Source organism: Amycolatopsis sp. NPDC098790, from assembly GCF_044759945.1.
Lineage (GTDB): Bacteria > Actinomycetota > Actinomycetes > Mycobacteriales > Pseudonocardiaceae > Amycolatopsis.
In genome coordinates this window covers 41,024-65,024 of sequence record NZ_JBIWAI010000005.1, presented here as the reverse complement: position 1 = coordinate 65,024, position 24,001 = coordinate 41,024, and the positions used below count along the sequence as shown (strand labels likewise).

19 protein-coding genes are annotated in these 24,001 nt (G+C 71.2%); 10 read left to right on the top strand and 9 right to left on the bottom strand.

The features are described 5' to 3' along the window. Positions 1–3: 3 nt before the first annotated feature. From ACIQWX_RS33890 to ACIQWX_RS33880, 3 genes are read left to right on the top strand one after another with little or no spacing between them, the layout of a single operon-like run. Positions 4–4,458 (top strand): hypothetical protein, encoded by a 4,455-nt coding sequence (locus ACIQWX_RS33890; protein ID WP_400880001.1) that lies wholly within the window; start codon positions 4–6, stop codon positions 4,456–4,458. Positions 4,459–4,495: 37 nt separating this feature from the next. Then, a complete protein-coding gene (locus ACIQWX_RS33885) occupies positions 4,496–5,281 on the top strand; it encodes a TIGR03620 family F420-dependent LLM class oxidoreductase (protein WP_400879998.1) in 786 nt (261 codons plus the stop codon). Beyond that, positions 5,278–5,604 (top strand): ArsR/SmtB family transcription factor, encoded by a 327-nt coding sequence (locus tag ACIQWX_RS33880; RefSeq protein ID WP_400879996.1) that lies wholly within the window; start codon positions 5,278–5,280, stop codon positions 5,602–5,604. The genes ACIQWX_RS33885 and ACIQWX_RS33880 overlap by 4 nt, the downstream gene beginning before the upstream one ends. Here the strand turns inward: ACIQWX_RS33880 and ACIQWX_RS33875 are convergent. Further along, positions 5,585–6,229, bottom strand: coding sequence for a LysE family translocator (locus tag ACIQWX_RS33875; RefSeq protein WP_400879994.1), 645 nt, complete (start codon positions 6,227–6,229; stop codon positions 5,585–5,587). The genes ACIQWX_RS33880 and ACIQWX_RS33875 overlap by 20 nt on opposite strands. Positions 6,230–6,301: 72 nt before the next feature. On the opposite strand from ACIQWX_RS33875, the gene ACIQWX_RS33870 reads away from it, so the two are divergent. The 6 genes from ACIQWX_RS33870 (at position 6,302) to ACIQWX_RS33845 (ending at position 11,729) form a co-directional block, all read left to right on the top strand. Next, a complete protein-coding gene (locus ACIQWX_RS33870) occupies positions 6,302–7,483 on the top strand; it encodes a winged helix DNA-binding domain-containing protein (RefSeq protein WP_400879991.1) in 1,182 nt (393 codons plus the stop codon). Between the two features lie 397 nt (positions 7,484–7,880). Next, positions 7,881–8,882: a type I glyceraldehyde-3-phosphate dehydrogenase gene (gap, locus tag ACIQWX_RS33865; RefSeq protein ID WP_370961427.1), complete on the top strand. Its 1,002-nt coding sequence runs from the start codon at positions 7,881–7,883 to the stop codon at positions 8,880–8,882. Between the two features lie 5 nt (positions 8,883–8,887). Continuing rightward, positions 8,888–10,135: a phosphoglycerate kinase gene (locus ACIQWX_RS33860; protein ID WP_400879988.1), complete on the top strand. Its 1,248-nt coding sequence runs from the start codon at positions 8,888–8,890 to the stop codon at positions 10,133–10,135. Beyond that, complete coding sequence (tpiA, locus tag ACIQWX_RS33855) at positions 10,135–10,920, top strand: triose-phosphate isomerase (protein WP_400879985.1); 786 nt, start codon at positions 10,135–10,137, stop codon at positions 10,918–10,920. Before ACIQWX_RS33860 ends, tpiA begins: the two co-directional genes overlap by 1 nt. 127 nt (positions 10,921–11,047) lie before the next feature. Next, the gene (gene secG, locus ACIQWX_RS33850) at positions 11,048–11,278 is read left to right on the top strand and encodes a preprotein translocase subunit SecG (RefSeq protein ID WP_086845181.1); all 231 of its coding nucleotides are present in this window, start codon (positions 11,048–11,050) and stop codon (positions 11,276–11,278) included. Positions 11,279–11,384: 106 nt separating this feature from the next. Beyond that, positions 11,385–11,729 (top strand): RNA polymerase-binding protein RbpA, encoded by a 345-nt coding sequence (locus ACIQWX_RS33845; RefSeq protein WP_086671261.1) that lies wholly within the window; start codon positions 11,385–11,387, stop codon positions 11,727–11,729. A gap of 650 nt (positions 11,730–12,379) precedes the next feature. Here the strand turns inward: ACIQWX_RS33845 and ACIQWX_RS33840 are convergent. Together ACIQWX_RS33840 and ACIQWX_RS33835 are read right to left on the bottom strand one after the other, a co-directional pair. Continuing rightward, positions 12,380–13,579: a sensor histidine kinase gene (locus ACIQWX_RS33840; protein WP_400879980.1), complete on the bottom strand. Its 1,200-nt coding sequence runs from the start codon at positions 13,577–13,579 to the stop codon at positions 12,380–12,382. Between the two features lie 291 nt (positions 13,580–13,870). Then, positions 13,871–14,959, bottom strand: a complete 1,089-nt coding sequence (locus tag ACIQWX_RS33835; protein ID WP_400879977.1) for an FAD-dependent oxidoreductase — start codon at positions 14,957–14,959, stop codon at positions 13,871–13,873. 126 nt (positions 14,960–15,085) lie between these two features. Here ACIQWX_RS33835 and ACIQWX_RS33830 point away from each other — a divergent pair, with 126 nt between their 5' ends. Continuing rightward, entirely contained in the window at positions 15,086–15,649 is a 564-nt protein-coding gene (locus tag ACIQWX_RS33830; protein ID WP_400879974.1) for a TetR/AcrR family transcriptional regulator, read from the top strand. Between the two features lie 115 nt (positions 15,650–15,764). Here the strand turns inward: ACIQWX_RS33830 and pgl are convergent, their stop codons facing one another. The 6 genes from pgl to tkt are packed head-to-tail and all read right to left on the bottom strand — an operon-like array spanning position 15,765 to position 23,922. Continuing rightward, on the bottom strand, positions 15,765–16,544 hold the full coding sequence (pgl, locus tag ACIQWX_RS33825) for a 6-phosphogluconolactonase (protein WP_400879972.1): 780 nt from the start codon (positions 16,542–16,544) through the stop codon (positions 15,765–15,767). Next, positions 16,541–17,542 (bottom strand): glucose-6-phosphate dehydrogenase assembly protein OpcA, encoded by a 1,002-nt coding sequence (gene opcA, locus ACIQWX_RS33820; RefSeq protein WP_400879969.1) that lies wholly within the window; start codon positions 17,540–17,542, stop codon positions 16,541–16,543. The genes pgl and opcA overlap by 4 nt, the downstream gene beginning before the upstream one ends. Next, positions 17,539–19,062 (bottom strand): glucose-6-phosphate dehydrogenase, encoded by a 1,524-nt coding sequence (gene zwf, locus ACIQWX_RS33815; RefSeq protein ID WP_400879966.1) that lies wholly within the window; start codon positions 19,060–19,062, stop codon positions 17,539–17,541. Before zwf ends, opcA begins: the two co-directional genes overlap by 4 nt. Positions 19,063–19,064: 2 nt before the next feature. Next, positions 19,065–20,681, bottom strand: a complete 1,617-nt coding sequence (locus tag ACIQWX_RS33810; protein ID WP_400879963.1) for a glucose-6-phosphate isomerase — start codon at positions 20,679–20,681, stop codon at positions 19,065–19,067. A gap of 8 nt (positions 20,682–20,689) precedes the next feature. Beyond that, a complete protein-coding gene (tal, locus tag ACIQWX_RS33805) occupies positions 20,690–21,802 on the bottom strand; it encodes a transaldolase (RefSeq protein ID WP_400879960.1) in 1,113 nt (370 codons plus the stop codon). A gap of 17 nt (positions 21,803–21,819) precedes the next feature. Continuing rightward, positions 21,820–23,922 (bottom strand): transketolase, encoded by a 2,103-nt coding sequence (gene tkt, locus ACIQWX_RS33800; RefSeq protein ID WP_400879957.1) that lies wholly within the window; start codon positions 23,920–23,922, stop codon positions 21,820–21,822. Positions 23,923–24,001 lie beyond the last annotated feature (79 nt).

Here is a 24,001-nt window from a genome sequence, read left to right as displayed (position 1 = left end):
TCGATGTACGAGCTTTCGCGGGTCCGCCTGCATTCCGTGGGCCCGGCGGGTGCCCGCTACCAGGACGTCGTGCTCGACTTCAGCGGCGTCGGCGCCAAGATCACCGCGCCGCAGCAGGACGCGCTGTTCAGCGCCGGCATCCACGCGACCGGGCCGGCCGAGCTGCGCCGCCCGTCGCCGGCGAGCGTGCTGTTCCTCGAGAACGGCGGCGGCAAGTCCGTCCTCATCAAGCTGATCTTCTCGGTCATGCTGCCGGGACGCCGCCAGGTCGTCGGCACCACCAGCACCAAGGTCCTCGAGAAGTTCGTCGCCGCCAAGGACGTCTCGCACGTCGTGCTGGAGTGGCTGCACGTCGAGAGCGGGCACCGGATCATCACCGGCAAGGTCTCCGAGTGGCGCGGGCACGTCGTGTCCGCCGACTCCGAAAACCTCGCCGACTCCTGGTACTGCTTCCGCCCGACCGCCGCGCTCGGGCTTGATTCGCTGCCGATGACGCAGGACGGCCGGCTGCTCACCATGTCCGGCTTCCACGACAAGCTCGCCGCCGCTCAGCTGGCCGAGCCGGAACTGGAACTGTCCTGGACCCGCCGCCACCACGAGTGGACCGGCAGGCTCGACACCCTCGGCCTCGACACCGAGCTGTTCCGCTACCAGCGCGCGATGAACGCGGGTGAAGGCGAGGCGGCGGACGCGTTCGCCTTCGGCACCGACGACGCGTTCGTCGAGTTCCTGCTGAAGGCGGTGATCTCGGAGGACGAACCGAAGGACCTCGCCGAAGTCGTCGCCACGTACGCGAACAACCTGGCCCAGCGCGGGGATCTGCTGTCCGAACGCGACTTCGTGGCCGGTGCCCTGGACCTGCTGGGCCCGCTGGCCGCCGAAGAAGGCGTCGCCGCGGAGTCGCGGAAGATCGCCGAATCGGCGAAAGCCGACATGGCCGCGCTCGCCGCCCGCGTCGTCGCGCGCAACGAGCTGGAGAACGCGCGGCTGTCCGGGCTCGAGGACCACGTCACCGAGGTCAAGTCCGCGGAGAAGCTCGCCGAGGGCGACCACCGGCGGCTCGCCGCGGGCGTGACGGAGCTGCGTCGCCTGGTCGCCGTGCTGCGCCTGGACGAAGCCCAGGAGGCCCGCAAACGCGTCGACGCGGAACTCGCTTCGGCGAAAACCGCGGCGGAAGCGTGGCGTGAGACGGCGACCGTGCTCAACTCCCTGAACGCGGCCCGCAAGGCCAAGGACCTGCGCGAATTGGTCGGCAGCCGCGAGGAGAAGGCGCGGCCGGCGTTGAAGGCGCGCAACGACGCCGCTTCGGCGCTCGCACGCGGGTTGCACGCGCTGGCGCAGGACGCCCAGCGTCAGGCCGACAAGGCCGAAGCGCACGCAGATGCGTTGCGCGCCGAAGCCGAGAAGGCGCAGACCGACCGCGACGAGGCCGCGAACCTCGCGGCCGCGAGGCGCGCCGAAGCGCGGGGCCTCACCGCCCGGATCACCGAGCTGCGCGAAGAGGTTCAGAACGCCGTACGCGCGGGGCTGTTGCCTTCGGGCGCCGACGTCGCCGAAGCGTCCCGCGCGGCCCGTAGCGCCGCCGAAGCGGCCACCGCCGAACTCGCGCGGCGCGAGCAGGAACTGGACCGCGTCGCGGCGGATCTCCAAGCGGCGCAACGGGCCGTGAACGAGGCGCACCAGCTCGCGGGCACCACCCAGGACCGCTTCGAACGCGCCACCGAGGACCTCGACCGGGCCCACCGCCGCACCGACGCGCTGGCCGCGGAAGGCCGGCTGGTCGAGCTGCTCGGCGCGGACGACGTCGCTCTCGAAAGCGACCTGCCGGTGCTGCTGGAACGGCTGCGCGAGGCGAGCGCGGCCGTCGAGAAGGAGCAGACCGCGCTGCGGATGGAGGAGTCCGCCGACGAACGCGCGCTGGCCGCACTCGGGTCCGGCGGGCTGCTGCCGCCGCCGGAGGACGTCCAGGCCGCTCTCGACGCGCTGGAAGAAGCCGGCATCACGGCGTGGTCCGGCTGGCGCTATCTGTCCAAACTGGACGTTTCCCGGCGCGCCGAAGTCCTGGAAAGCCTGCCGCAGCTGGTGTCGGGGGTGCTCCTGAACGACGCCGCGCACGCCGACCGCGCCCGCGAGGTGCTCACCAAGCGGCGGCTCCTCCCCAGCTCCATCATCGCCGTCGGCACCACCGAGGCGGCACTTTCACGTGAAAGTGCCGCGCCCGGCGTCGAGTTCCTCGTGCCGCCGAACCCCGCGATGTACGACGAAGAAGCCGCCGACGCCGAGCGGGAAGCCGTGGCGCGGCGGCACACCGAACGGCAGCGGCGCCTGGAGTCGTTGTCCGCCAAGCTGTCCGCGGACGGCGCCTTGACGTGGAAGCTCACCACCTGGCGCGAGGACTACCCGCCCGGCGCCGTCGCGACCCTGGCCGAGCAGGCCCAGGCGGCCCGCACCGCACGCGAGACCGCGCGCACGGCACTGGAGCAGGCCGACGCGGACTTCGCGCGGCTGAGCGAAAAGGCGGCGTCGCTGCGCGAGCGCGTCCCCGAACTGCGCGCGGCCGCGGCCGAGGCGGAGGAACGCGCCCGGCGGCTCGGCGAACTCGGTGCCCGCAGCGCGCGGATCACCGAGTGGACCGAAGAGGTCGAGCGCGCCACCGAGGTCGCCGAGCGCGCCGACCTGCAGGCCGCCGACGCGGCGGGCAAGGCCGCGCGGCTGCGTGAGCAGGCGGGGGAGGAGCAGCGCACCGCCGACGGCCACCGCCGGACCGCGACGACCGCGCGTGCCGAACTCGCCGAGGTGCCCGGCGCGGCCGAGGCGTCGGAAGGCCCGGTGCCGTCGGAGCCGGTCGACGCCTTGCGGCGGACGTACCTGTCGGCGTCCGAGTCGTACGCAAAGGTCGAGGTCGGCAGCGACCTGCGCGCCGAACTGGAGCAGGCGGAATCCGCCGAAGCGGCCGCGGGCTCGGCCGTCGAGTCCCTGGACGAGGCGGTCCGGGTCCGGGCGGCCGAACTCTTGGAGACGCCGGACGGTTCCGACGCTTCCGCGCGTGCGGCGGCGTTGGCGCGCGCCCGCCGCGTCGTCGACGGCCTGGAGGACGAGCGCACCGAAGCCATCGGGCTCGTCTCGACGCGGCGCGCCGAGCTGGACGCGCTGCCGCTGCAGAACGGCGTCAACGGCGAGAAGCCGCGGGACATCGAGCACGGCCTGGAGCTGATCGACGCGGCCGGCCTGGAGGCGTCGGCGGCCGCGCGGAAGTGGGAAGAGCTGCAGGAACGCCGGGCCGCTGCGGAAGCGACGCTGGAGTCGGCCCGCAATTCGGCGTCCGGGTTCGCGCTGCTCGCCGAATCGATGGGTCACCTGGTCACCGACACGGACGCGGCGGCCTACGACGGCGACGTCGAGACGGCCCGCGCCCAGCACACCCGCCTCAACGCGACGCTCGGCCAGGCGCAGGAAGCCGCCGACGCGGGTGACCGCCGGGTGCGCGCGGCCGCCGACCAGCTCGCGCAGTACGCGACGGAGAAGCGGTTCGAGAAGCTGAGCACGCCGGTGCGCCAGCAGGTCATCTCCGTCAAGCGCGACCAGCTCCCGGCGCACGCGGCCGAGTGGGCCGAAGCGCTGCGGCCGCGGCTGCGGTCGCTGACCGACGACCTCGCGCAGATCGACCGGCACCGCGGCGGCATCATCACGCGCCTGCAGGGCATGGTCGACGGCGCGCTCCGGACGTTGCGCTCGGCCCAGCGCGTCTCGCGGCTGCCCGACGGGCTCGGCGACTGGTCCGGGCAGGAGTTCCTCCGCATCCGCTTCACCGAGCTGGAGGACAACGAGCTCACCGAAAAGCTCGGCGAGGTCGTCGACGAGGCCGCCGTCGGCAAGACCGCCGACGGCCGGGACGTCAAGCGCGACGGGCTTTCCCTGGTGCTGCGCGGGGTCCGTGCCGCGGCGCCCAAGGGCTTCCGCGTCGACATGCTCAAGCCGGACTCGGTGCTGCGGACCGAACGCCAGCGCGTCTCCGAGATCCGGGACGTCTTCTCGGGCGGCCAGCAGCTGACCGCGGCGATCATCCTGTACTGCACGCTGGCGGCGCTGCGGGCCAACAACCGCGGCAAGGTCCGCAACCGGCACTCGGGCGTGTTGTTCCTGGACAACCCGATCGGCCGCGCGTCCGCGGGCTACCTGCTGGAGCTGCAGCGAGCGGTGGCCGAGGCGCTCGGCGTGCAGCTGATCTACACGACGGGCCTGTTCGACGCGGGTGCGCTGTCGGAGTTCCCGCTGATCGTGCGGCTGCGCAACGACGCCGACCTGCGGGCGGGCCGCAAGTACCTGTCGGTGGATTCGACGATCCGCAACTCCCTGGACGACCTCGGCGACCCCGACGGCGTCGCGCGGCTGTCGGCGACCCGGATGTTCACGCGGGCGGCCGAGGATGATTCCGCTGAGGACGAACAGACGGCCTGACGGGAACATCTCCCGGCGTTCCCGGGTTGCGCTGCGCATGGAACTGGGGCCACTGGGCGCAACGCTGAACACGACCGGAGCGGAGGCCGTCGCGGCCGCCGCCGAACTGGACGAGCTGGGGTACGCCACGCTCTGGCTGCCGGGCGGGCAGGGCAGCAACCTGCCGCTGATCACCGAGGTGGTCCACGGGACCGCGAAGATCCCGGTGGCCAGCGGCATCCTGCCGGTCGACCGGGTGCCTGCCGCTTCGGTCGCTTCGGCGTACGCCGACCTGCCCGCGGGACGGTTCGTGGTCGGTCTCGGCGGCGCCCACGGCCCGCGTCCGCTGGCCACGCTGAACGACTACCTCGACGAGCTGGACGACTCCGTGCCCGCGTCGGCGCGGATCCTGTCGGCGCTCGGCCCGAAGATGCTGGAGCTGGCGCGCGACCGCGCGGACGGCGCGTACCCGTTCCTGGTGACGACGGACTACGTCGCTTCGGCGCGCGAAATCCTCGGCGCCGGCCGGCAGCTGGTTGTGCTGCTGAGCGTCGTCCCGGAGACGGATCCGGCGACGGCTCGCGAACGTGCTCGCGGCGGCTCGCTCCGGTTCCTGGCCGGGATGCCGGGTTACGCGAACAACTTCCGCCGGATGGGCTTCACCGACGCCGACATCGCGGACCTCTCGGATTCCCTGGTCGACGGCCTCACGGTGCGCGGCGACCTCGACGCGGTCGTGGCCCGCCTGCGCGAGTACCGGGCGGCGGGGGCGGACCAGGTCGTCGTCCCGGCCGGTGACCTGCCCCGCGAGTGGTGGCCGGCGCTGGCGGAGGCTCTGCGGTGACCTCGGCGCGGGCCCGCGGGCTGACGCACGGCGTCCCGGCGGAGGTGTCCCTGCAGGACGCCCTCGCCGCGGTCGCCGACCCCGTGCGCCGCAGCATCCTGCGCTCGCTCGCCGAAGTGCCGGAGTGGTCGAAGGCGTGCGGCACGTTCGACCTGCCGGTGGCGAAGGCGACGCTCAGCCACCACTTCGGGGTGCTGCGCGCGGCGGGCCTGATCGAGCAGCGCGACGAAGGCGCGCGGCGGCTGAACCGCTTGCGGCGCCCCGAATTCGACGCGGCGTTCCCGGGGTTGCTGGACCTGGTGCTCAGTCACCCCGGCCGGTGAACGCCAGCCCGGTGCCGAGGCCGATCATCACGAGACCGCCGGTGCCGCCGACCATCTCCAGGCGCTTCGGCGAGCGGGCGAACCACGCGCGGGCCGTGCCCGCCACCAGCGCCCACGCGCTGTCGGTGGCCAGCGCGATCGCCGGCAGGCACAGCCCGAGCACGAGCATCTGCGCCGGGACCGAACCGGCGGCCGGGTCGACGAACTGGGGGAGCAGCGCGGCGAGGAACACGATCGACTTGGGGTTGGCGAAGCCGACGACGAACCCGTCCCGCAGCACGGTCAGGACTCGACCGGGTGTGGTGGCCACCTTGGCGGCCATGGCGTCGGTGAGCTTCCGGCGGTGCCGGAAGGCCTGGACGCCCAGGTAGACGAGGTAGAGCGCGCCGGCGACCTTGATGGCGGTGAAGACCGCGGCCGACGTCGTCACGAGCGCGCCGAGGCCGAACGCGACCGCGACCACCTGCGTGTAGACGCCGGCGGAGTTGCCCACGACGGTGAGCAGCGCGTCGCGCCGGCCGACCGTGAGCGCGCGGCTGATGGTGAACAGCACGCTCGGCCCGGGGACGACGACCATGAGGAACGTCAGCGCGGCGAAGGCCGCGAAGTGCGCACCGGAAACCATTTCCGCAGGCTATCCCCGCGCCTGACCTGGCGACCAGCGGTTTTTGTCGGGGGCGGCTGGTATCAAATGCGGGTGCCTCCACCGACGATCACCACCGCGCAGCGCCGGGCCCGCCTCGGGGTCCGCCACCACCTGGCCGCACCCGCGGCCACGATCACCGACGCCGTGACCGGGGTCGTGGCCCTGCACGCCACCGACCCGGCGACGGTGCACCTGTCGGCGTCCGCGCGGCTCGCGACACCGGGGGTTTCCCTGGTGGAGCAGGCGTTGTACGACGACCGGACGCTGCTGCGGCTGCTCGGCATGCGCCGCACGGTGTTCGTGACGACCCTCGACACGGCGGCGCTCGTGCAGGCCGGCTGCTCGGCGGACATCGCCGTCAAGCAGCGGAAGCTCCTCGAACAGCACCTCGGCCAGCAAGGGCATCCCGAGAACGTGCCCGAGCCGGGCAAGTGGCTCCGCGACGTGGAGGACTCGGTCGAGGCCGCGTTGCGCGCCCGAGGGTCGGCGACGGCGCAGCAGCTGAGCGAGGACGAGCCGCGGTTGCGCCAGCAGTTGCTGATGGCGGCGGGGAAGCCGTACGAGGCGATCGGGAACGTCACGAGCCGGGTGCTGTTCCTGCTGGCGGCCGACGGCCGGATCGCGCGTGGGCGGCCGCGGGGGAGCTGGCTCAGCAGCCAGTACGTGTGGCACCCCCTGGACGTGTGGGTGCCGGGGTTGCGGTCGTGGGACGCGGAGGAGGCCCGGGCCGAGCTGGCCCGGCGATGGTTGCGCGCGTACGGCCCGGCGCCGGTGGCGGACCTGCGCTGGTGGACGGGCTGGACGGCGGGCCAGACGAAGAAGGCCCTTGCCGCGGTGTCCCCGGTCGAGGTGGACCTGGACGGCGTTCCCGGCGTCGCGCTGGCGGACGACCTTTCGCCGGTGCCGCCGCCTTCGCCGTGGGTGGCGTTCTTGCCCGCGCTGGACCCGACGCCGATGGGCTGGCAGGAGCGCGACTGGTTCCTGGGCCCGCACCGGCCGGCGTTGTTCGACCGCAGCGGCAACGTCGGCCCGACGATCTGGGCATCCGGCCGGATCGTCGGGGGCTGGGGACAGCGCGCATCGGGGGAGATCGCGTACCGGCTGCTGGAGGACGTGGGGTCGGAGGTCGCGGCGAGGGTGGAGTCGGAGGCGGACCGGTGCGCGAGCTGGTACGGCGAGGTCCGGGCCGTCCCGCGGTTCCGCACCCCGCTCGAACGCGAGCTGACGGCGTGAACGACGTCGCTGGATCGGTCGAGTCATCGACCTCACTCCGGCCGCGACGGCGGCGCGAGCGCTTCTTCCGCTTCGCCTTCCGCGCCTTTGCGGCACTCCATCGGCTGAATCGGTCCAGCACCCAGATGCTCCCACCGCGAACCGCCCGTCCGCACCCGTCGTGGCCAGCCGGAACCGGTCCCGGCACCCGAACCGCCGCCACCGCGCGGGCCGCCGTGGTCCACCCCCGGAACCCCGCCCGGGGACCCCCGGCTTCTTAATCGATTCTTGACCCGTTCGCCAAGTGGTGGAAGTCTCGTCAGGGCAGTCAGGGACGCGCATGCCCGCACGCTAGGGTGACCGCGAGCCCGCAAGTCACGGCCGGGCCTCCCGGCCGATCCTCAGAGGAGTGGCAGCAGTGACCGTTCGCGTAGGTGTCAACGGCTTCGGCCGCATCGGCCGCAACTTCTTCCGCGCCGTGCAGGCCAGCGGCCACGACATCGAGGTCGTCGCGTTCAACGACCTCGGCGACGTCGCCACCATGGCCCACCTGCTGAAGTACGACTCCATCCTGGGCCGGTTCCCGGGTGAGGTCAGCGTCAGCGACGAGGGCATCGTCGTCGACGGCAAGACCATCAAGGCCCTCGCCGAGCGCGACCCGGCCAACCTGCCCTGGGGCGACCTGGGCGTGGACGTCGTCGTCGAGTCGACCGGCTTCTTCACCAACGCCGACGCCGCCAAGGCGCACATCGCCGGCGGTGCCAAGAAGGTCATCATCTCCGCGCCCGCCAAGGGCGAGGACCTGACCGTCGTCCTCGGCGTCAACGACGACAAGTACGACGGCTCGCAGGTCATCATCTCCAACGCCTCCTGCACCACCAACTGCCTCGGCCCGCTGGCCAAGGTGCTGAACGACGAGTTCGGCATCGAGCAGGGCCTGATGACCACGATCCACGCGTACACGCAGGACCAGAACCTGCAGGACGGCCCGCACAAGGACCTCCGCCGCGCCCGCGCCGCCGCGCTGAACGTCGTCCCGGCCTCGACCGGTGCCGCCAAGGCGATCGGCCTCGTGCTGCCGGAGCTGCTGGGCAAGCTGGACGGCTACGCGCTGCGCGTCCCGGTGCCGACCGGCTCGGCCACCGACCTCACCGTGACCCTGAAGAAGTCCGCCACGGTCGACGAGATCAACGCCGCCTACAAGGCCGCCGCCGAGGGCCCCCTCGCCGGCATCCTGCGCTACTCGGTCGACCCGATCGTGTCCTCGGACATCGTCACCGACCCGGCGTCGTGCATCTACGACTCGCCGCTGACCAAGGTCATCGGCAACCAGGTCAAGGTCGTCGGCTGGTACGACAACGAGTGGGGCTACTCCAACCGCCTCGCGGACCTGATCAAGCTCGTCGGTTCGAAGCTCTGAGCCGGATGACCGTCAAGAACCTCGACGACCTACTGGGCGAGGGCGTTCAGGGCCGGTACGTACTCGTGCGTTCCGACCTGAACGTCCCGCTCGGCAGCGCTGATGGCTCCGGCCCGCAAGCGACCGTCGCTGACCGCATCACCGACGACGGCCGGGTCCGCGCGGCGTTGCCGACGATCAAGAAGCTCGCCGAGGCGGGCGCAAAGGTCGTCGTCACCGCGCACCTCGGCCGCCCCAAGGGCGAGCCGGACCCGAAGTACACGCTGGCCCCGGTCGCCAAGCGGCTCTCCGAGCTGCTCGGCGCCGAGGTCGCGCTGGCCGCTGACCTGGTCGGTGAGTCCGCCAAGGCGCTGACCGGCGGCCTGGCCGACGGCAGCGTCGTCCTGCTGGAGAACGTGCGCTTCGACGCGCGCGAGACCAGCAAGGACGCCGCGGACCGCTCCGAGCTGGCCGCCGAGCTGGGTGCGCTCGTCCCCGGCGGCGCGTTCGTCTCCGACGGATTCGGTGTCGTCCACCGCAAGCAGGCCTCGGTCTACGAGGTCGCTTCGGTGCTGCCGGCGTACGCGGGCGGCCTGGTGCTGGCCGAGCTGGACGTGCTGAAGAAGCTGACCGACGACGTCAAGCGGCCGTACGTGGTCGTGCTCGGCGGCGCGAAGGTGTCCGACAAGCTCGGCGTCATCGCGAACCTGCTGACCAAGGTCGACCGGCTGCTCGTCGGCGGCGGCATGGCGTACACGTTCCTCAAGGCCCAGGGCCACGAGGTCGGCCAGTCGCTGCTGCAGGCCGACCAGCTCGACCAGGTGAAGGGCTTCCTCGCCGAGGCCGAGAAGCGCGGCGTCGAACTGGTCCTGCCGGTCGACGTGCTGGCCGCGACGGAGTTCTCGGCCGACGCCGAGCACGAGGCCGTCGACGCCACCGCCATCCCGGCCGACCGCCAGGGCCTCGACATCGGCCCGCGCAGCCGCGAGCTGTTCGCGAGCAAGCTCGCCGACGCGCAGACGGTGTTCTGGAACGGCCCGATGGGCGTGTTCGAGTTCGAGGCGTTCTCCGGCGGCACCCGTGCCGTCGCGGAGGCGCTCGTGAAGAGCGACGCGTTCACCGTGGTCGGCGGCGGCGACTCGGCGGCCGCGGTGCGGCAGCTGGGCCTGCCCGAGGACGGCTTCTCGCACATCTCCACCGGCGGCGGCGCCTCGCTGGAGTACCTCGAGGGCAAGGAACTGCCGGGCGTGACCGCTTTGGAGGAGAAGAACTAGTGGCACGCAAGCCGTTCATCGCCGGCAACTGGAAGATGAACCAGAACCACCTCGAGGCGATCGCGCTCGTCCAGAAGATCGCCTTCGCGCTGCCGGAGAAGTACTACGCGAAGGTCGACGTGGCGGTGCTGCCGCCGTTCACCGACATCCGCAGCGTGCAGACCCTGGTCGACGGCGACAAGCTGTCGCTGACCTACGGCGCGCAGGACGTCGCGCCGCAGGACTCGGGCGCGTACACCGGCGACATCTCGGGCCCGATGCTGGCCAAGCTGGGCTGCAAGTTCGTCACGGTCGGCCACTCGGAGCGGCGCGAGTACCACGCCGAGACCGACGAACTGGTCAACAAGAAGGTCAAGGCCGCGCTCAAGCACGGCATCACGCCGATCCTCTGCATCGGGGAGAAGCTCGAGGTCCGCGAGGCCGGCGAGCACATCCACCACACCACGACGCAGCTGATCGACGGCCTGAAGGGCCTCAAGGCCGAGCAGGTCTCCGGCGTGGTGGTCGCGTACGAGCCGGTCTGGGCGATCGGCACCGGCAAGGTCGCGTCGTCGGCGGACGCCGAAGAGGTCTGCAAGGCCATCCGGGCGACCCTCCAGGAGAAGTACGGCGACGAGGTCGCTTCGTCCGTCCGGGTGCTCTACGGGGGATCGGTCAAATCGGGCAACATCAGCGAGCTGGTGGGCTGCGAGAACATCGACGGTGCCCTGGTCGGCGGAGCGAGCCTCGACGGCGAGGAGTTCACGAAACTCTGCGCACTCGCCGCGGGCGGGCCGCTGCCCTGATCGAGGCCACGACCGGGTAGCCTGTGTATCCGGTCCGTCACACAGCAGTGGACGAGTCCAGGGGTACGGTGGTGGTCGGAAACGACCATGCCGTACCCCTGCATTCTCCTAGAGCCCAGAGGATGACATGAAGCTGTTCCTGCAAATCCTGTTGATCGTCACCAGCGTCTTCCTGGTGGTCGCGGTGCTGCTGCACCGGGGCCGGGGCGGTGGCCTGTCGTCGCTGTTCGGCGGCGGGATGCAGTCGAGCCTGGCCGGGTCGAGCGTGGCCGAGAAGAACCTCGACCGGATCACCCTGCTGCTGGGCGCGGTCTGGCTGATCAGCATCGTGGGCCTGGGTCTGCTGCTCAAGGTGTGAGGCGTCCGGCGTCCCGCCGTCGATCGCGACCGGGTACGACGGCAGGGCGCAGTGATTCGGCGTGCCTATTGGGGGGCGCGCCGCCGATTCCTAGGTGTGAGGATTCATGGTTGGCGGTAACGCGATTCGGGGCACCCGGGTGGGTGCCGGTCCTACGGGCGAATCGGAACGAGGTGAATCGGCGCCGCGACGCCGCGTCGGCTATTGGTGCGCCAACGGCCACGAAGCCCGGCCGTCGTTCGCGCTCGACGCGGAGATCCCCGACGAGTGGGACTGCCCCCGCTGCGGGCTCCCGGGCGGGCAGGACGAGAAGAACCCGCCGGCCGCCCCGCGGACCGAGCCGTACAAGACCCACCTGGCGTACGTGAAGGAGCGGCGCAGCGACGCCGACGGCGAGGCCATCCTGGCCGAAGCCCTCGAGCGCCTGCGCCAGCGCCGGGAGATCATCTAACTTCGGCGGCCGAAGCCACCCCGGGACACCTCGGGGTGGTTTTTCGCGCGTTCCGGGCCTGAGCAGCCCCCGTTTTCCACGCTACCGGCGAGGTACGACAGTTCTGGGCCGCCAAGTCCGTGAAGGTCCCCTTCACGGCCGCGGAGCCTCAAGGTCCCGGCAAAGTCGGCGTTCCGGGTCGCCGAAGCGAAGCCCAAGTGTCTTGAATGAGTCATTCAGGACCTCGGAGGTCCTGAATGACTCATTCAAGACGTCGGGCGAGACCGCCGGCCATGCCCTCGCGGACTTTGCCGGAGCCCTGGCCGCGGAGCCTCGGCACGTCCGGGCACCTGGCCCCACTTTGCTGAGTCCCGCCGGCCGCGCGGGTTGCCAGGCGCCCGTCCGGCCGGGGAACGACTTCCCCCAGGGACCGCGCGCCCGCTGAATCCGCGAGGCCGGTCCTCCCTAACCCGCTGTGCCGACCGGGTCCCCGGGCTTGAGCAGCCCCCGATTTCCACGCTACCGGCACCCACCGACAGTTCCGCACGAAAAAAGCCGCGAACGGCAATTCCAGGCCCGTCAAAGCCCGGAATCCGCCGTTCGCGGCTTCACCGAATCCGAAATCGTCGTACCCCGCCGGTAAACTGGAAACCGGGGGCCGGCGGCCGCCCTCAGCGGTCCAGCGGGTACCGGGCCCGGACGCGGAACCCGCCGTCCGCCATCCCGGACGTCTCGAAACTCCCACCCAGCAACCGCGCACGCTCGGCCAAGCCCGTCAGCCCGTGCCCACCCGACGGCAGCGACTCACCCGCCCGGCGGGCGCGCTCGTTGCGGACCTCGATCTTGAGCGCTCCGTGCTCACCCTGGATGCGGATCGTCGCCGTCGCGCCCGGGGCGTGCTTGTGGACGTTCGTCAAGCACTCCTGCACCGTCCGGTACGCCGCCGCCGACACCTGGTTCGGCAGCGCCTCCGGCAGGTGCTCCACCGACAAGTGCACCGGAACCTCCGACGTCCGGATCAGCCGGTCGAGGTCGTTGATCCCGGGACGCGGGCCGTCGTCGTCGGCGCCCGCGCGCAGCACGCTCAGCAGCGATCGCAGCTCCTCCAGGGTCCGCTTCGACAGCGTCCGGATGACCTGCGCGGTCTCCTGCGCCCGGTCGTCGGTCGACTGGGCCTGCAGCGCGCCGGCCTGCATCGCGATCAGCGTGATCTGGTGGGAGACGACGTCGTGCATCTCGCGCGCCAGCCGGGCGCGCTCCTCCGCGCGGACGGCGTCGGCGTGGAAGCGGCGCTCGCGGTCGCGGCTCGTGGCCAGCTCGGCGAGCTTGTTCGACACCTCTGCCCGCGCCCCGATCAGCAGGCCGATCGCGATCGGCATGCCGGCGACGAGGACGCCGTAGATCCCGTCGAGGATGTGTTCGCGCCAGCTGAGCTCGGCGAAGTCCTCCAGCGGCCACTGGACGAACCGGCAGCACCACACCAGCGCCGCGCCGACCCACACCTGCCAGTGCAGCTGACGGCGGGTGGCGAGCATGCCGAGCGTGATCATCGACGCCAGCTGCGCCCAGCCGGCCAGGAAGCCGGGGACCGCGACGAGCACGGCGAGGAACGGGAACTTCCGGCGGAACACCACCGCGAGGCAGGCGGCGCCGGAGAGCCAGATCGAATAGGGCTGGGCCTTCTCGGGGATCACCAGCCACACGTCGAGCACGGCCAGGATGACCGCGGCCGCCTCGATGGCGAACGTGACCACAGCGGGGCGCGGCACCGAGCCGAACAGGCTCAACCCGCGCTTGCGCACCCGCTCGGCGGCCGATGGCCCCGAGCCGGCGATCGAGATGCCTGGAATCGAGAGTCCCTCTGTACTCATCGCTGGCGACCCCATTCGTCTTGTGGACTTGTTGGTGAGAGGTGCTCAGGGCCCGATCGGGACGCGCAGCGACGGACAAATGTGCGGATGCTAACGAGGTCGCGTACGAAGACGGTAAGTTTCACCCGTTGTCGGTGTTTCGGCGTCCGGATTCCGTAGTCGACTAGTCCGTCCGGGGTACGACGGCGAAATGGTGCTACCGAGAGTGGGAGTACTGCTCCGTACTGTGCACCGAGACGACCACATCGTGGGAATCATGTTACCCACGTGTGGTCGTCCGGCAAGGGGTCATCAGGCCGCCATCGACCGCAGGTCGTCGCTGAGCAGGTCGTGCAGGCCGCCGGCGCACGCCTTCGCCGTCTCGATCGACCGCGGCAGCATCCCGGCCTCGTAGGCGCGGACGGCGTCCCCGACGCTCGCCGACGTGGCCAACGCGGTGGCGAGCTCGGTGCCGTCCAGCAGCGCCAGGTTCGCGCCGACGCCCAGCGGCGGCATCAGGTGCGCGGCGTCGCCGAGGAGCGTGAGCCCGGGGGTGCCGGTCCACGCGTGCGGGACCGGGAGGACCTGCAGCGGCCGGTGCGTGAAGCCGCCGTCGACGTCGTGCAGGAACGCGAGCAGGCTCGGGTGCCAGCCGGCGTAGCGCTCCAGCAGGTTCGCGCGCACGGCCGCCGGGTCGGCGAAGTCGAGTCCGGTGGCCCAGTCTTCGGGCGCGTAGAACACGGCGTAGCAGCGGATGTGGCCGGTGCTGGTGCGCTGCGCGACGAGCGCTTTGCCGCCGACCTTCGTCATCAGCGTGCCCTGGCCGGCGAGCGCGGCGAGGCCCGGGTGGCGGCGGTCGGCGTCGTCGAGGCCGAACTCGACGAACGTGACGCCGCTGTACTCGGGCCGGACGCCGGTGAGCGCGCGCCGGACGCGGGACCACGCGCCGTCCGCGCCGACGATCAGGTCGAAGTCCGCGGTGCTGCCGTCGTCGAAGGTCAGGCGGCCGGGGGTGACGTCGGTGATCGAGCGTCCCCACTGGACGGTGCCGGGCGTCAGTGAATCGAGGAGCAGGCCGCGGAGCTGGCCGCGGTCGATCTCGGGGCGGGAGTCGTCGCCCTCTTCGGGGACTTCGTTCATGACGACTTCGCCGGTCAGCGGGTCGATCGCCCGCATCTGCTGGCCTTCGGGTCGGGCCAAGGCGCGGAACGGTTCGTACAGCTCCGCGGTGCGCATGGCGACCTGGCCGGTGTCGCCGTGGAGGTCGAGCGTGCCGCCCTGGGGGCGGAAGCCGGCCGAAGGTTCCTGTTCGAAAACGGTGACGTCGATGCCGTGAAGCTGCAGGACGCGGGCACAGGCGAGCCCGCCGAGGCCGGCGCCGACGATCGCGATGGAGTTCATGGCTTCCCCCTGGAAGATCCGTGCCGCCGGCTGATCCGGCGGCCTGTCCCCAGAAAAGCACAGTGACTCAAAAAGTACAACGACTCAACTTTTGAAGTGAGTCCACCATCACGTAGGCTGACGCGCATGACGGAAGTGATCGGGCGCCGCGAGCGCAAGAAGGCGCAGACCCGGCAGGCGCTGGCCGACGCGGCGCTGGAGCTGTTCCTGGCGCGCGGTTACGACGAGGTCGGGGTGAAGGAGGTGGCGGACGCCGCCGACGTCTCGGTGACGACGTTGTTCAAGTACTTCCCGAGCAAGGAAGCCCTGCTGTTCGACCAGGACGACGACATCGAGGCGGCGCTGGTCCAGGCGGTCCGCGGCCGCCCGCCGGGCTACTCGATCGTGGACGCCCTGCGCGAGCACATGCTGCGCGACAGCGCGGACGGCGGCCCGAACGACGAGTTCATCAACCTGATCGAGAGCACCCCGGTCTTGCGCGACTACGCGCGCCGGATGTGGATGCGCCACGAGACGGCGCTGGCGAGGGCGATCGCGGCGGAGATGGAGGCGCCGGAGGACGACGTGTCGTGCGCGTCCCTGGCCCGGTTCGCGCTGGCGTCCCGAGAGCTGATCGTGGGCGCGAAGGACCCGAGGAAGGCGGCGGAGCAGATCTTCGGCAACCTCGGCCGCGGCTGGCGGGTCGAGTGAACGGGCCTGAGCAGCCCCCGTTTTCCACGCTACCGGCAGCTCACGACAGTTTCGGCAGCCGCGAACGGAGAAGGCCCCCTCGGCACTGAGCCGAGGGGGCCTTCGACCAACGATTTCAAGCCGTGGGCGGCTGGTACACCTTCGTCAGCTTCCCAGCGGCGGCCCGGTCCAACAGCCACAGCGTCCGCCGGTGCCCACGGGCGCCGGCCACCGGCAGCTGCACCTCGCCGGCACCGGACAGGGCCAGCGCCACCGCGTCCGCCTTCGCCTCGCCGGCCGTCATCAGCCAGATGTCCCGCGCCTGACGGATGGCCGGCAGCGTCAACGAAATCCGCGTCGGCGGCGGCTTCGGGCAGTTGCGCACCGCCACCACCGACCGCTCGGTCTCGTACACCGCCGGCGACTCCGGGAACACCGATGCCGTGTGCCCTTCGCCGCCCAGGCCCAGCAGCATGATGTCGAACGACGGCACGTCGCCGTGGTCCTCCGGACCCGCCTGGGACGCCAACACCGAAGCGTAAGCGGAAGCCGCCGCGTCGACGTCCGAACCGAACTCGCCGTCCGAAGGCGCCATCACATGAACCCGAGACGGGTCCAACGGCACGTGGTCCAGCAGCGCCTCGCGGGCCTGCTTCTCGTTCCGCTCGTCCGAATCCGCCGGGACGAACCGCTCGTCGCCCCAGTAGATGTCCAGGCGGGACCAGTCGATCGCGTCGCGGGCCGAAGACTCGCGCAGCTCCGACAGCACCGCGATGCCCGTGCCGCCACCGGTCAGCACCAGCGATGCCGACCCCTTGGCCGCCTGGACGTCCACCAGCCGCGTGACCAGGCGCGCCGCCGCCGCGGCCGCCAGGAGGTCCTGGTTCGCGTAGACGACTACTTCCGTCTTGCTCATTTCTTCGAACCGGAAGCAGCCGCCGCCGCGGCGGGCGAAGTGACGTCGGCCTTCGGCGGCGCCCCCGTCTTGCCGTTCGTGCCGGACGTGATCTTGCCCAGCCCGCGCAGCGCGGCCTCGTACACCTCGTCCGGGTCGAGCCGCCGCAGCTCCTCGACCAGGCAGTCCTGCGTGTTGCGTCGCTGCAGGGCGATCCGCCGGGTCGGCTGGCCCGGCTGGGTCAGCGTGCCGACGCGGCCGTCGGGCCGGTGCAGCTCCACCGGGCCCGAACGACGGTCCAGCGTCACCGAGATGATCCCCGCCGCGCCCGAGCTCTTGACCCGCTTGACCGGTACCTTCAGGTACTCGGCGAGCCAGGCCGCCAGCAGTTCGGTGGACGGCGAGTCGGCCTCGCCGGTCACGGTCGCCCCGGTGACCTTCTCGTAGGGCGGCAGGTCCAGCGCCGAGACGAGCTGCGCGCGCCAGTGCGTCAGCCGCGTCCAGGCCAGGTCGGTGTCGCCCTCGGTGTACGCCTTCGCCCGCGTCGTCAGCGCCTTGACCGGGTTCTTCTCCGCGGCCGAGTCGGTGATCCGGCGCTGGGCCAGCTCGCCGAGCGGGTCCTTGTCCGGGTCCTTCGGACCGGCCCCGGGCCACCAGCAGACGATCGGCGCGTCCGGCAGCAGCAGCGGCACCACCGCGCTCTGGCCCTGCGCGGCCAGCGGGCCGTACAGGCGCAGCACGATGACCTCGCTCGCGCCGGCGTCGCCGCCGACCCGGATCTGGCCGTCGATGCGCGGCGCCGCCGTGCGGGCGCCCTTGGCCACCACGATCACCCGCGACGGGTGCTCACGGCTGGCGCCGTTGGCCGCTTCGATCGCCGCTTCGAGGTGGCTGTCGTCGTCGGCCACGATCACCAGCGTCAGGACGCGCCCCAGCGCGACCTGCCCGCCCTGTTCGCGGATCTCCACCAGTTTCTTGTTCAGTGCCGAAGTCGTGGTGGACGGCAGGTCGATGATCACGGGCGCCTCCATTTCCGGCCGGTGCGCTCCAGCATTTCGTCGGCGGACGGCGGACCCCACGTGCCCGGCGCGTACTGCTCGGGCGCGCCTTCCTTCGCCCAGTGCTCCAGGATCGGGTCGAGGATCTTCCAGGACAGCTCGACCTCTTCGTTCACCGGGAACAGCGACGGCTCGCCCAGCAGGACGTCGAGGATCAGGCGTTCGTAGGCCTCGGGGGAGGACTCGGTGAACGCGTGCCCGTACCCGAAGTCCATCGTGACGTCGCGGACCTCCATCGTGGTCCCCGGCACCTTCGAGCCGAACCGCAGCGTGATGCCCTCGTCCGGCTGGACCCGGATGACCAGGGCGTTCTGCCCCAGCTCCTCGGTCGACGTCGAGTCGAACGGCAGGTGCGGCGCCCGCTTGAACACGACGGCGATCTCGGTGACGCGGCGGCCGAGCCGCTTGCCGGTGCGCAGGTAGAACGGCACCCCGGCCCAGCGGCGGTTCTGCACCTCGAGGGTCACCGCGGCGTAGGTCTCGGTCTTCGAGTCCTTCGCGAAGCCCTCTTCCTGCAGCAGGCCCGGCACCTTCGTGCCGCCCTGCCAGCCGCCCGCGTACTGGCCGCGCGCGCTCGTCTTGTTCAGCGGCCCGAGCGGCTTGGTGCCCGAGAGCACCTTGATCTTCTCCGCGCGCAGGGCCCGCGGCTCGAACGACAGCGGCTCCTCCATCGCGGTGAAGGCCAGCAGCTGCAGCAGGTGGTTCTGGATGACGTCCCGGGCGGCGCCGATGCCGTCGTAGTACCCCGCGCGGCCGCCGAGGCCGATGTCCTCGGCCATGGTGATCTGCACGTGGTCGACGTAGTTGGCGTTCCAGATCGGCTCGAACAGCTGGTTCGCGAAGCGCAGCGCCAGGATGTTCTGCACCGTCTCCTTGCCGAGGTAGTGGTCGATGCGGAACACCGACTCCTCGGGGAAGACGTCGTTGACGATCGCGTTCAGCTCTTCGGCGCTCTTCAGGTCGTGCCCGAAGGGCTTCTCGATGACCACGCGGCGCCAGGTCTTCTCGTCGGCGTTCGCCAGGCCCGAACGGGCCAGCTGCTTGGTCACCACCGGGAACGCGCCCGGCGGGATCGAGAGGTAGAACGCGGTGTTGCCGCCGGTGCCGCGTTCCTTGTCCAGCTCGCGGACGGTCTCGGCGAGCCGGTCGAACGCGTCGTCGTCGTCGAAGGTGCCCTGCACGAACCGGATGCCTTCGGCGAGCCGGTTCCACACCGACTCCTTGAACGGCGTCCGCGCGTGCTCCTTGACCGAGTCGTGCACGAGCTCGCCGAAGTCCTGGTGCTCCCAGTCGCGCCGGGCGAACCCGACGAGCGAGAAGCCGGCGGGCAGCAGCCCTCGGTTGGCCAGGTCGTAGATGGCGGGCATCAGCTTCTTGCGGGCCAGGTCGCCGGTGACGCCGAAGATCACCAGGCTGGACGGCCCGGCGATCCGCGGGAGCCGCTTGTCCCGCGGATCGCGCAGGGGATTGGTCCAGGTCATGCTCAGCCCTCCTGTACCGCGCGGACGACGGCCGCGAGGCCCGCGGCCCGGTCGGTCAGGTGCAGGCGCAGCACCGGGCGGCCGTGCTCGGCGAGGACCTGCCCGTCGCCGAGGGCCTGGGCGTGCTGCAGCTGCCCCAGCGTGTACGGCCGCTCCGGCACGTCGAGGTCCTGCTCGACGGCGCCGGTGAGCTGCAGGAACACGCCGTTCTGGTGACCGCCCTTGTGGTACTGGCCGGTGGAGTGCAGGAACCGCGGGCCCCAGCCGAACGTCGTCTGCTTCCCGGTGCGCTTGGCGATCTCGCCGCGCAGCAGCTCGGTCGACGCGTCGTCGAGGCGGTCGAGGTAGGCCTGCACCGCGATGTAGCCCGCGTCCGGCGCCGAAGCGAAGAACGCGCGCAGCACGTCGGTCAGGCTGCCGTCCGTGGAAACCCCGTCGCTGCCGAAGATCTCGACCGGACCGTCCACACCGGACGGCTCCTCGCCGCCCTTCAGCTTCTCCGGGTCGTCCAGCAGCGCGCGGGCCGCCTTCTTCGCCGCCTCGACGTCCGGCTGGTCGAACGGGTTGATCCCGAGCAACCGGCCGGCCAGGGCCGTGGCGAACTCCCACAGCAGCAGCTGCGCGCCGAGCGAGCCGGTGACGGCGATCTTCGCCGCACCCTGCGGGCTCCCGATCGCGGTGGCCGTGGCGTCGGACTTCGCGTCGGCGAAGCCGGCCGCCTCCGGGCTTTCGACCGCGACCGGCAGCAGCCCGGTGCCCTGCTTGCCGGTGGACTCGGCGATCAGCTGCTCGGCCCAGTCGGGGAAGCCCTTGATGCCCGAGCCGGAGTCGGCCAGCACGACCTTCTCGGCACCCGCTTCGTGCGCGGCGGCCCAGGCGGCGGCCAGCTTGACCGCCGGGTTGTCCGCCGAGTCCGCGGCGAGCTCGTCGGCCGCCGAGGCGGCCTGGTCGAGCAGCCGGGCCACGTCCGCGCCGGCGAGACCGGCCGGGACGAGCCCGAACGCGGTCAGCGCCGAGTAGCGGCCGCCGACGTGCGGGTCGGCGAGGAAGGTCTTGCGGTAACCCTCCTTTTCGGACAGTTCCTGGAACGGCGAGCCCGGGTCGGTGACGACCACGATCCGCCGCGCCGCGTCGATCCCCGCGTCGGCGAACGCTTTCGCGAAGATCCGCCGGTGGCTGTCGGTCTCCACGGTGCCGCCCGACTTCGACGACACCACGATCACCGTGCGCTCGAGGTCGCCGGCCAAAGCGTCGGCGACCTGGCCCGGGTCGGTGGTGTCGAGGACGGTCAGCGCGACGCCGTCGGTCGCGGTGATCACCTCCGGCGCCAGCGACGAGCCGCCCATGCCGGCCAGCACGACGCGGTCGACGCCCTCGGACCGCAGCTCGGTCCGCAGCGCCTCGATCTCGCCGATCAGCGGCCGCGACGACTTGTGCAGCGTCGTCCACGACAACCGGATCGACGCCTCGGATTCGGCGTCCGGCCCCCAGAGCGTCGCGTCCTGCGCCGCCAGCTTCGAAGCGGCCTGGTCCTTGACCAGCTGCTCGGCCAGCGGCGTGGCGCGCTCCGCCAGTGCGGCGTCCACGATCTCGACGCCGGTCTTCTCACCTGTCGTCATGTCGTGCGTCAGCCCTTCGCCTTCTCGAGCTGCCCGTTCACGGTCTCCAGAAGCTCGGTCCACGACTTCTCGAACTTCTCGACGCCTTCGTTCTCCAGCACCAGGAACACGTCGGTGATGTCGATGCCGACGGCTTCGAGCCGGTCGAAGACCTTCTGCGCGTCCTTGCCGTGGCCGCTGACCCGGTCGCCCTGGAGGTCGGCGTGCTCGGCGACCGCGTCGAGGGTCTTCTCCGGCATCGTGTTGACGGTGTCCTTCACGACGAGGTCGTCGACGTAGAGGGTGGGGGAGTAGTCCGGGTTCTTGACGCCGGTCGAGGCCCACAGCGGGCGCTGCGCGTTGGCGCCGTCGGACGCGAGAGCCTTCCAGCGGTCGGAGGAGAACAGCTCCTCGAAGGCCGCGTAGGCGAGCCGGGCGTTGGCGACGGCGGCCTTGCCGCGCAGGGCCTTGGCCTCGTCGGTGCCGATCGCGTCCAGGCGCTTGTCGATCTCGGTGTCCACGCGGGACACGAAGAACGACGCCACCGAGTGGATGCCGCGCAGGTCGTGGCCGTTGGCCTTCGCCTGCTCCAGGCCGGCGAAGAAGGCCTCGATGACCTTCTTGTAGCGCTCGACGGAGAAGATCAGCGTGACGTTGACGCTGATGCCCTCGGCCAGCGTCGCGGTGATCGCCGGCAGGCCCTCTTCGGTGGCCGGGATCTTGATCAGCACGTTCGGCCGGTCGACGGTCTTCCAGAGGTCCTTCGCCTCGGCCACCGTCTTGCCGGTGTCCTTGGCCAAGCGCGGGTCGACCTCGATCGAGACGCGGCCGTCGACGCCGTTGGTCGCGGTGTAGACGTCGCGGAACAGGTCCGCGGCGTTGCGCACGTCGGTCGTGGTCAGGTCGCGGATCGTCGCCTCGACGTCGGCGCCCTGGGCGGCCAGCTCCCGCGTCCGCTCGTCGTAGGCGTCGCCCTTCGACATCGCGTTGGCGAAGATCGTCGGGTTGGTCGTCACGCCCACGACGTGCTTGTCGCGGATCAGGTCGGCCAGGTTGCCGGTGTTGAGGCGTTCACGCGAAAGGTCGTCGAGCCAGATCGAAACACCGGCCGCGGACAGCTGCGCGAGCTTGTCGTTGCTCATTTGCTGCGTCATCCCCTTCAGGAATTCTTGGTGTTCTGGATCGAGCGACGGGCGGCCTCGACGACTGCCTCCGCCGTGAACCCGAACTCACGGAACAGAGTGGCAGCGTCGGCCGACGCACCGAAGTGCTCGATCGAAACGTTCACCCCGGCGTCACCGGTGAAGCGGTGCCACGACTGGGCGATGCCCGCCTCGACGGACACGCGGGCCTTCACACCGGCCGGGATGACGGATTCGCGGTAGGCCGCGTCCTGCGCGTCGAACCACTCGACGCACGGCATGGACACGACACGCGCCTTGACGCCGTCGGCGTCCAGGGTCTTCTTCGCCTCGACCGCCAGCTGGACCTCGGAACCGGTGGCCATGAGGACCACGTCCGGGGTGCCGTCCGAATCAGCCAGGACGTACCCGCCCTTGGCGACGCCCTCGGCGCTGGTGCCCTCGAGCACCGGCACGTTCTGGCGGGTCAGCGCCAGGCCGGACGGGTGGTGGACGTCCTCCAGCACGGCCTTCCACGCGTACGCGGTCTCGTTGGCGTCCGCCGGGCGGACGACGTTGAGGCCCGGGATCGCGCGCAGCGCGGAGAGCTGCTCGATGGGCTGGTGCGTCGGCCCGTCCTCGCCGAGGCCGATCGAGTCGTGCGTCCACACGTAGGTGACCGGCGCCTTCATCAGCGCGGCCAGCCGGACCGGCGGGCGCATGTAGTCGGAGAAGATGAGGAACGTCGCGCCGTACGGGCGGGTGCCGCCGTGCAGCGCGATCCCGTTGAGGATCGAGCCCATGGCGTGCTCGCGGACGCCGAAGTGCAGCGTCCGGCCGTACGGGTTGGCCTGCCACATGTCGGTGGCGGCCTTCTCGGGACCGAACGAGTCGGCGCCCTTCATCGTGGTGTTGTTGCTCTCGGCCAGGTCGGCCGAACCGCCCCACAGCTCCGGCAGCGGCTCGGCGAGGGCGTTGAGCACCTCACCGGAGGCCTTGCGGGTCGCGATGCCCTTGGCGTCCGGCTCCCACTTCGGCAGGTTGTCGGCGAAGCCCTCCGGCAGCGTGCGGGTGGCCATCCGGTCGCCGATCTTCTTGCGCTCCGAGTTGGCCTTGCCCCAGGCGTCGTACTTCTCCTGCCACTCGGCGTGCGCGGCCTTGCCGCGGTCGAGCGCCTGGCGGGTGTGCTTCAGCACCTCGTCCTCGACCTGGAACGACTGCTCCGGGTCGAAACCGAGGATCTTCTTCACCGCGGCGACCTCTTCGCCGCCCAGCGCGGCGCCGTGCGCCTTGCCGGTGCCCATCTTCTTCGGCGCCGGGTAACCGATGACGGTCCGCAGCGCGATGAACGACGGCCGCTGCGTCTCGGCCTTGGCGGCCTTGATGGCCTCCTCGATCGCGACGACGTCCTCACCGCCTTCGACGACCTGGGTGTGCCACCCGTAGGCCTCGTAGCGCGCGACGGTGTCCTCGGACAGCGCGATGTTCGTGTCGTCCTCGATCGAGATCTTGTTGTCGTCGTAGAAGACGATCAGGTTGCCCAGCTCCTGACGGCCCGCGATGGACGAGGCCTCGGAGGTGACGCCCTCTTCGATGTCGCCGTCGGAGGCGATCACGTAGATGTGGTGGTCGAAGATGCTCTCGCCGGGCGCGGCGTCCGGGTCCAGCAGACCACGCTCGCGGCGGGCGGCCATCGCCATGCCCACGGCGTTCGCCAGGCCCTGCCCCAGCGGGCCGGTGGTGGTCTCGACGCCGTCGGTGTGGCGGTACTCCGGGTGACCCGGGGTCTTGGAGTCCCACTTGCGCAGCTGCTTGAGGTCCTCGAGCTCGAGGCCGTAGCCGGCGAGGAACAGCTGGATGTAGAGCGTCAGGCTCGAGTGGCCCGCCGACAGCACGAAGCGGTCGCGGCCCGGCCAGTGCTGGTCGTTCGGGTCGTGACGCAGCGTGCGCTGAAAGAGCGTGTAGGCCAGCGGCGCGAGGCTCATCGCGGTGCCGGGGTGGCCGCTGCCACAGTTTTCGACCGCGTCGGCGGCCAGGACCCGGACGGTGTCCACGGCGCGGGTGTCGGTCTCGGTCCAGTCGGCGGGCACGTTGCGCCGGAGGAGTGGGTTGTTCTCGCTGGTAGTGGCGGTTTCGGACACTGAACTCCAACTCCCGGTCATGATGGTTGCGGCTGGTCTTCCTCGTTCCGGTTACCCGTGCGCGCGGCTACTTGTCTCA

Excerpts from the sequence above, each read along its gene's own strand:
- ACIQWX_RS33890 (WP_400880001.1), top strand. The coding sequence starts at position 4 with ATGTACGAGCTTTCGCGGGTCCGCCTGCATTCCGTGGGCCCGGCGGGT.
- ACIQWX_RS33885 (WP_400879998.1), top strand. The coding sequence starts at position 4,496 with ATGGAACTGGGGCCACTGGGCGCAACGCTGAACACGACCGGAGCGGAG.
- ACIQWX_RS33875 (WP_400879994.1), bottom strand. The coding sequence starts at position 6,229 with ATGGTTTCCGGTGCGCACTTCGCGGCCTTCGCCGCGCTGACGTTCCTC.
- ACIQWX_RS33860 (WP_400879988.1), top strand. The coding sequence starts at position 8,888 with ATGACCGTCAAGAACCTCGACGACCTACTGGGCGAGGGCGTTCAGGGC.
- secG (WP_086845181.1), top strand. The coding sequence starts at position 11,048 with ATGAAGCTGTTCCTGCAAATCCTGTTGATCGTCACCAGCGTCTTCCTG.
- ACIQWX_RS33845 (WP_086671261.1), top strand. The coding sequence starts at position 11,385 with ATGGTTGGCGGTAACGCGATTCGGGGCACCCGGGTGGGTGCCGGTCCT.
- ACIQWX_RS33840 (WP_400879980.1), bottom strand. The coding sequence starts at position 13,579 with ATGAGTACAGAGGGACTCTCGATTCCAGGCATCTCGATCGCCGGCTCG.
- ACIQWX_RS33835 (WP_400879977.1), bottom strand. The coding sequence starts at position 14,959 with ATGAACTCCATCGCGATCGTCGGCGCCGGCCTCGGCGGGCTCGCCTGT.
- ACIQWX_RS33830 (WP_400879974.1), top strand. The coding sequence starts at position 15,086 with ATGACGGAAGTGATCGGGCGCCGCGAGCGCAAGAAGGCGCAGACCCGG.
- pgl (WP_400879972.1), bottom strand. The coding sequence starts at position 16,544 with ATGAGCAAGACGGAAGTAGTCGTCTACGCGAACCAGGACCTCCTGGCG.
- zwf (WP_400879966.1), bottom strand. The coding sequence starts at position 19,062 with ATGACCTGGACCAATCCCCTGCGCGATCCGCGGGACAAGCGGCTCCCG.
- ACIQWX_RS33810 (WP_400879963.1), bottom strand. The coding sequence starts at position 20,681 with ATGACGACAGGTGAGAAGACCGGCGTCGAGATCGTGGACGCCGCACTG.
- tal (WP_400879960.1), bottom strand. The coding sequence starts at position 21,802 with ATGAGCAACGACAAGCTCGCGCAGCTGTCCGCGGCCGGTGTTTCGATC.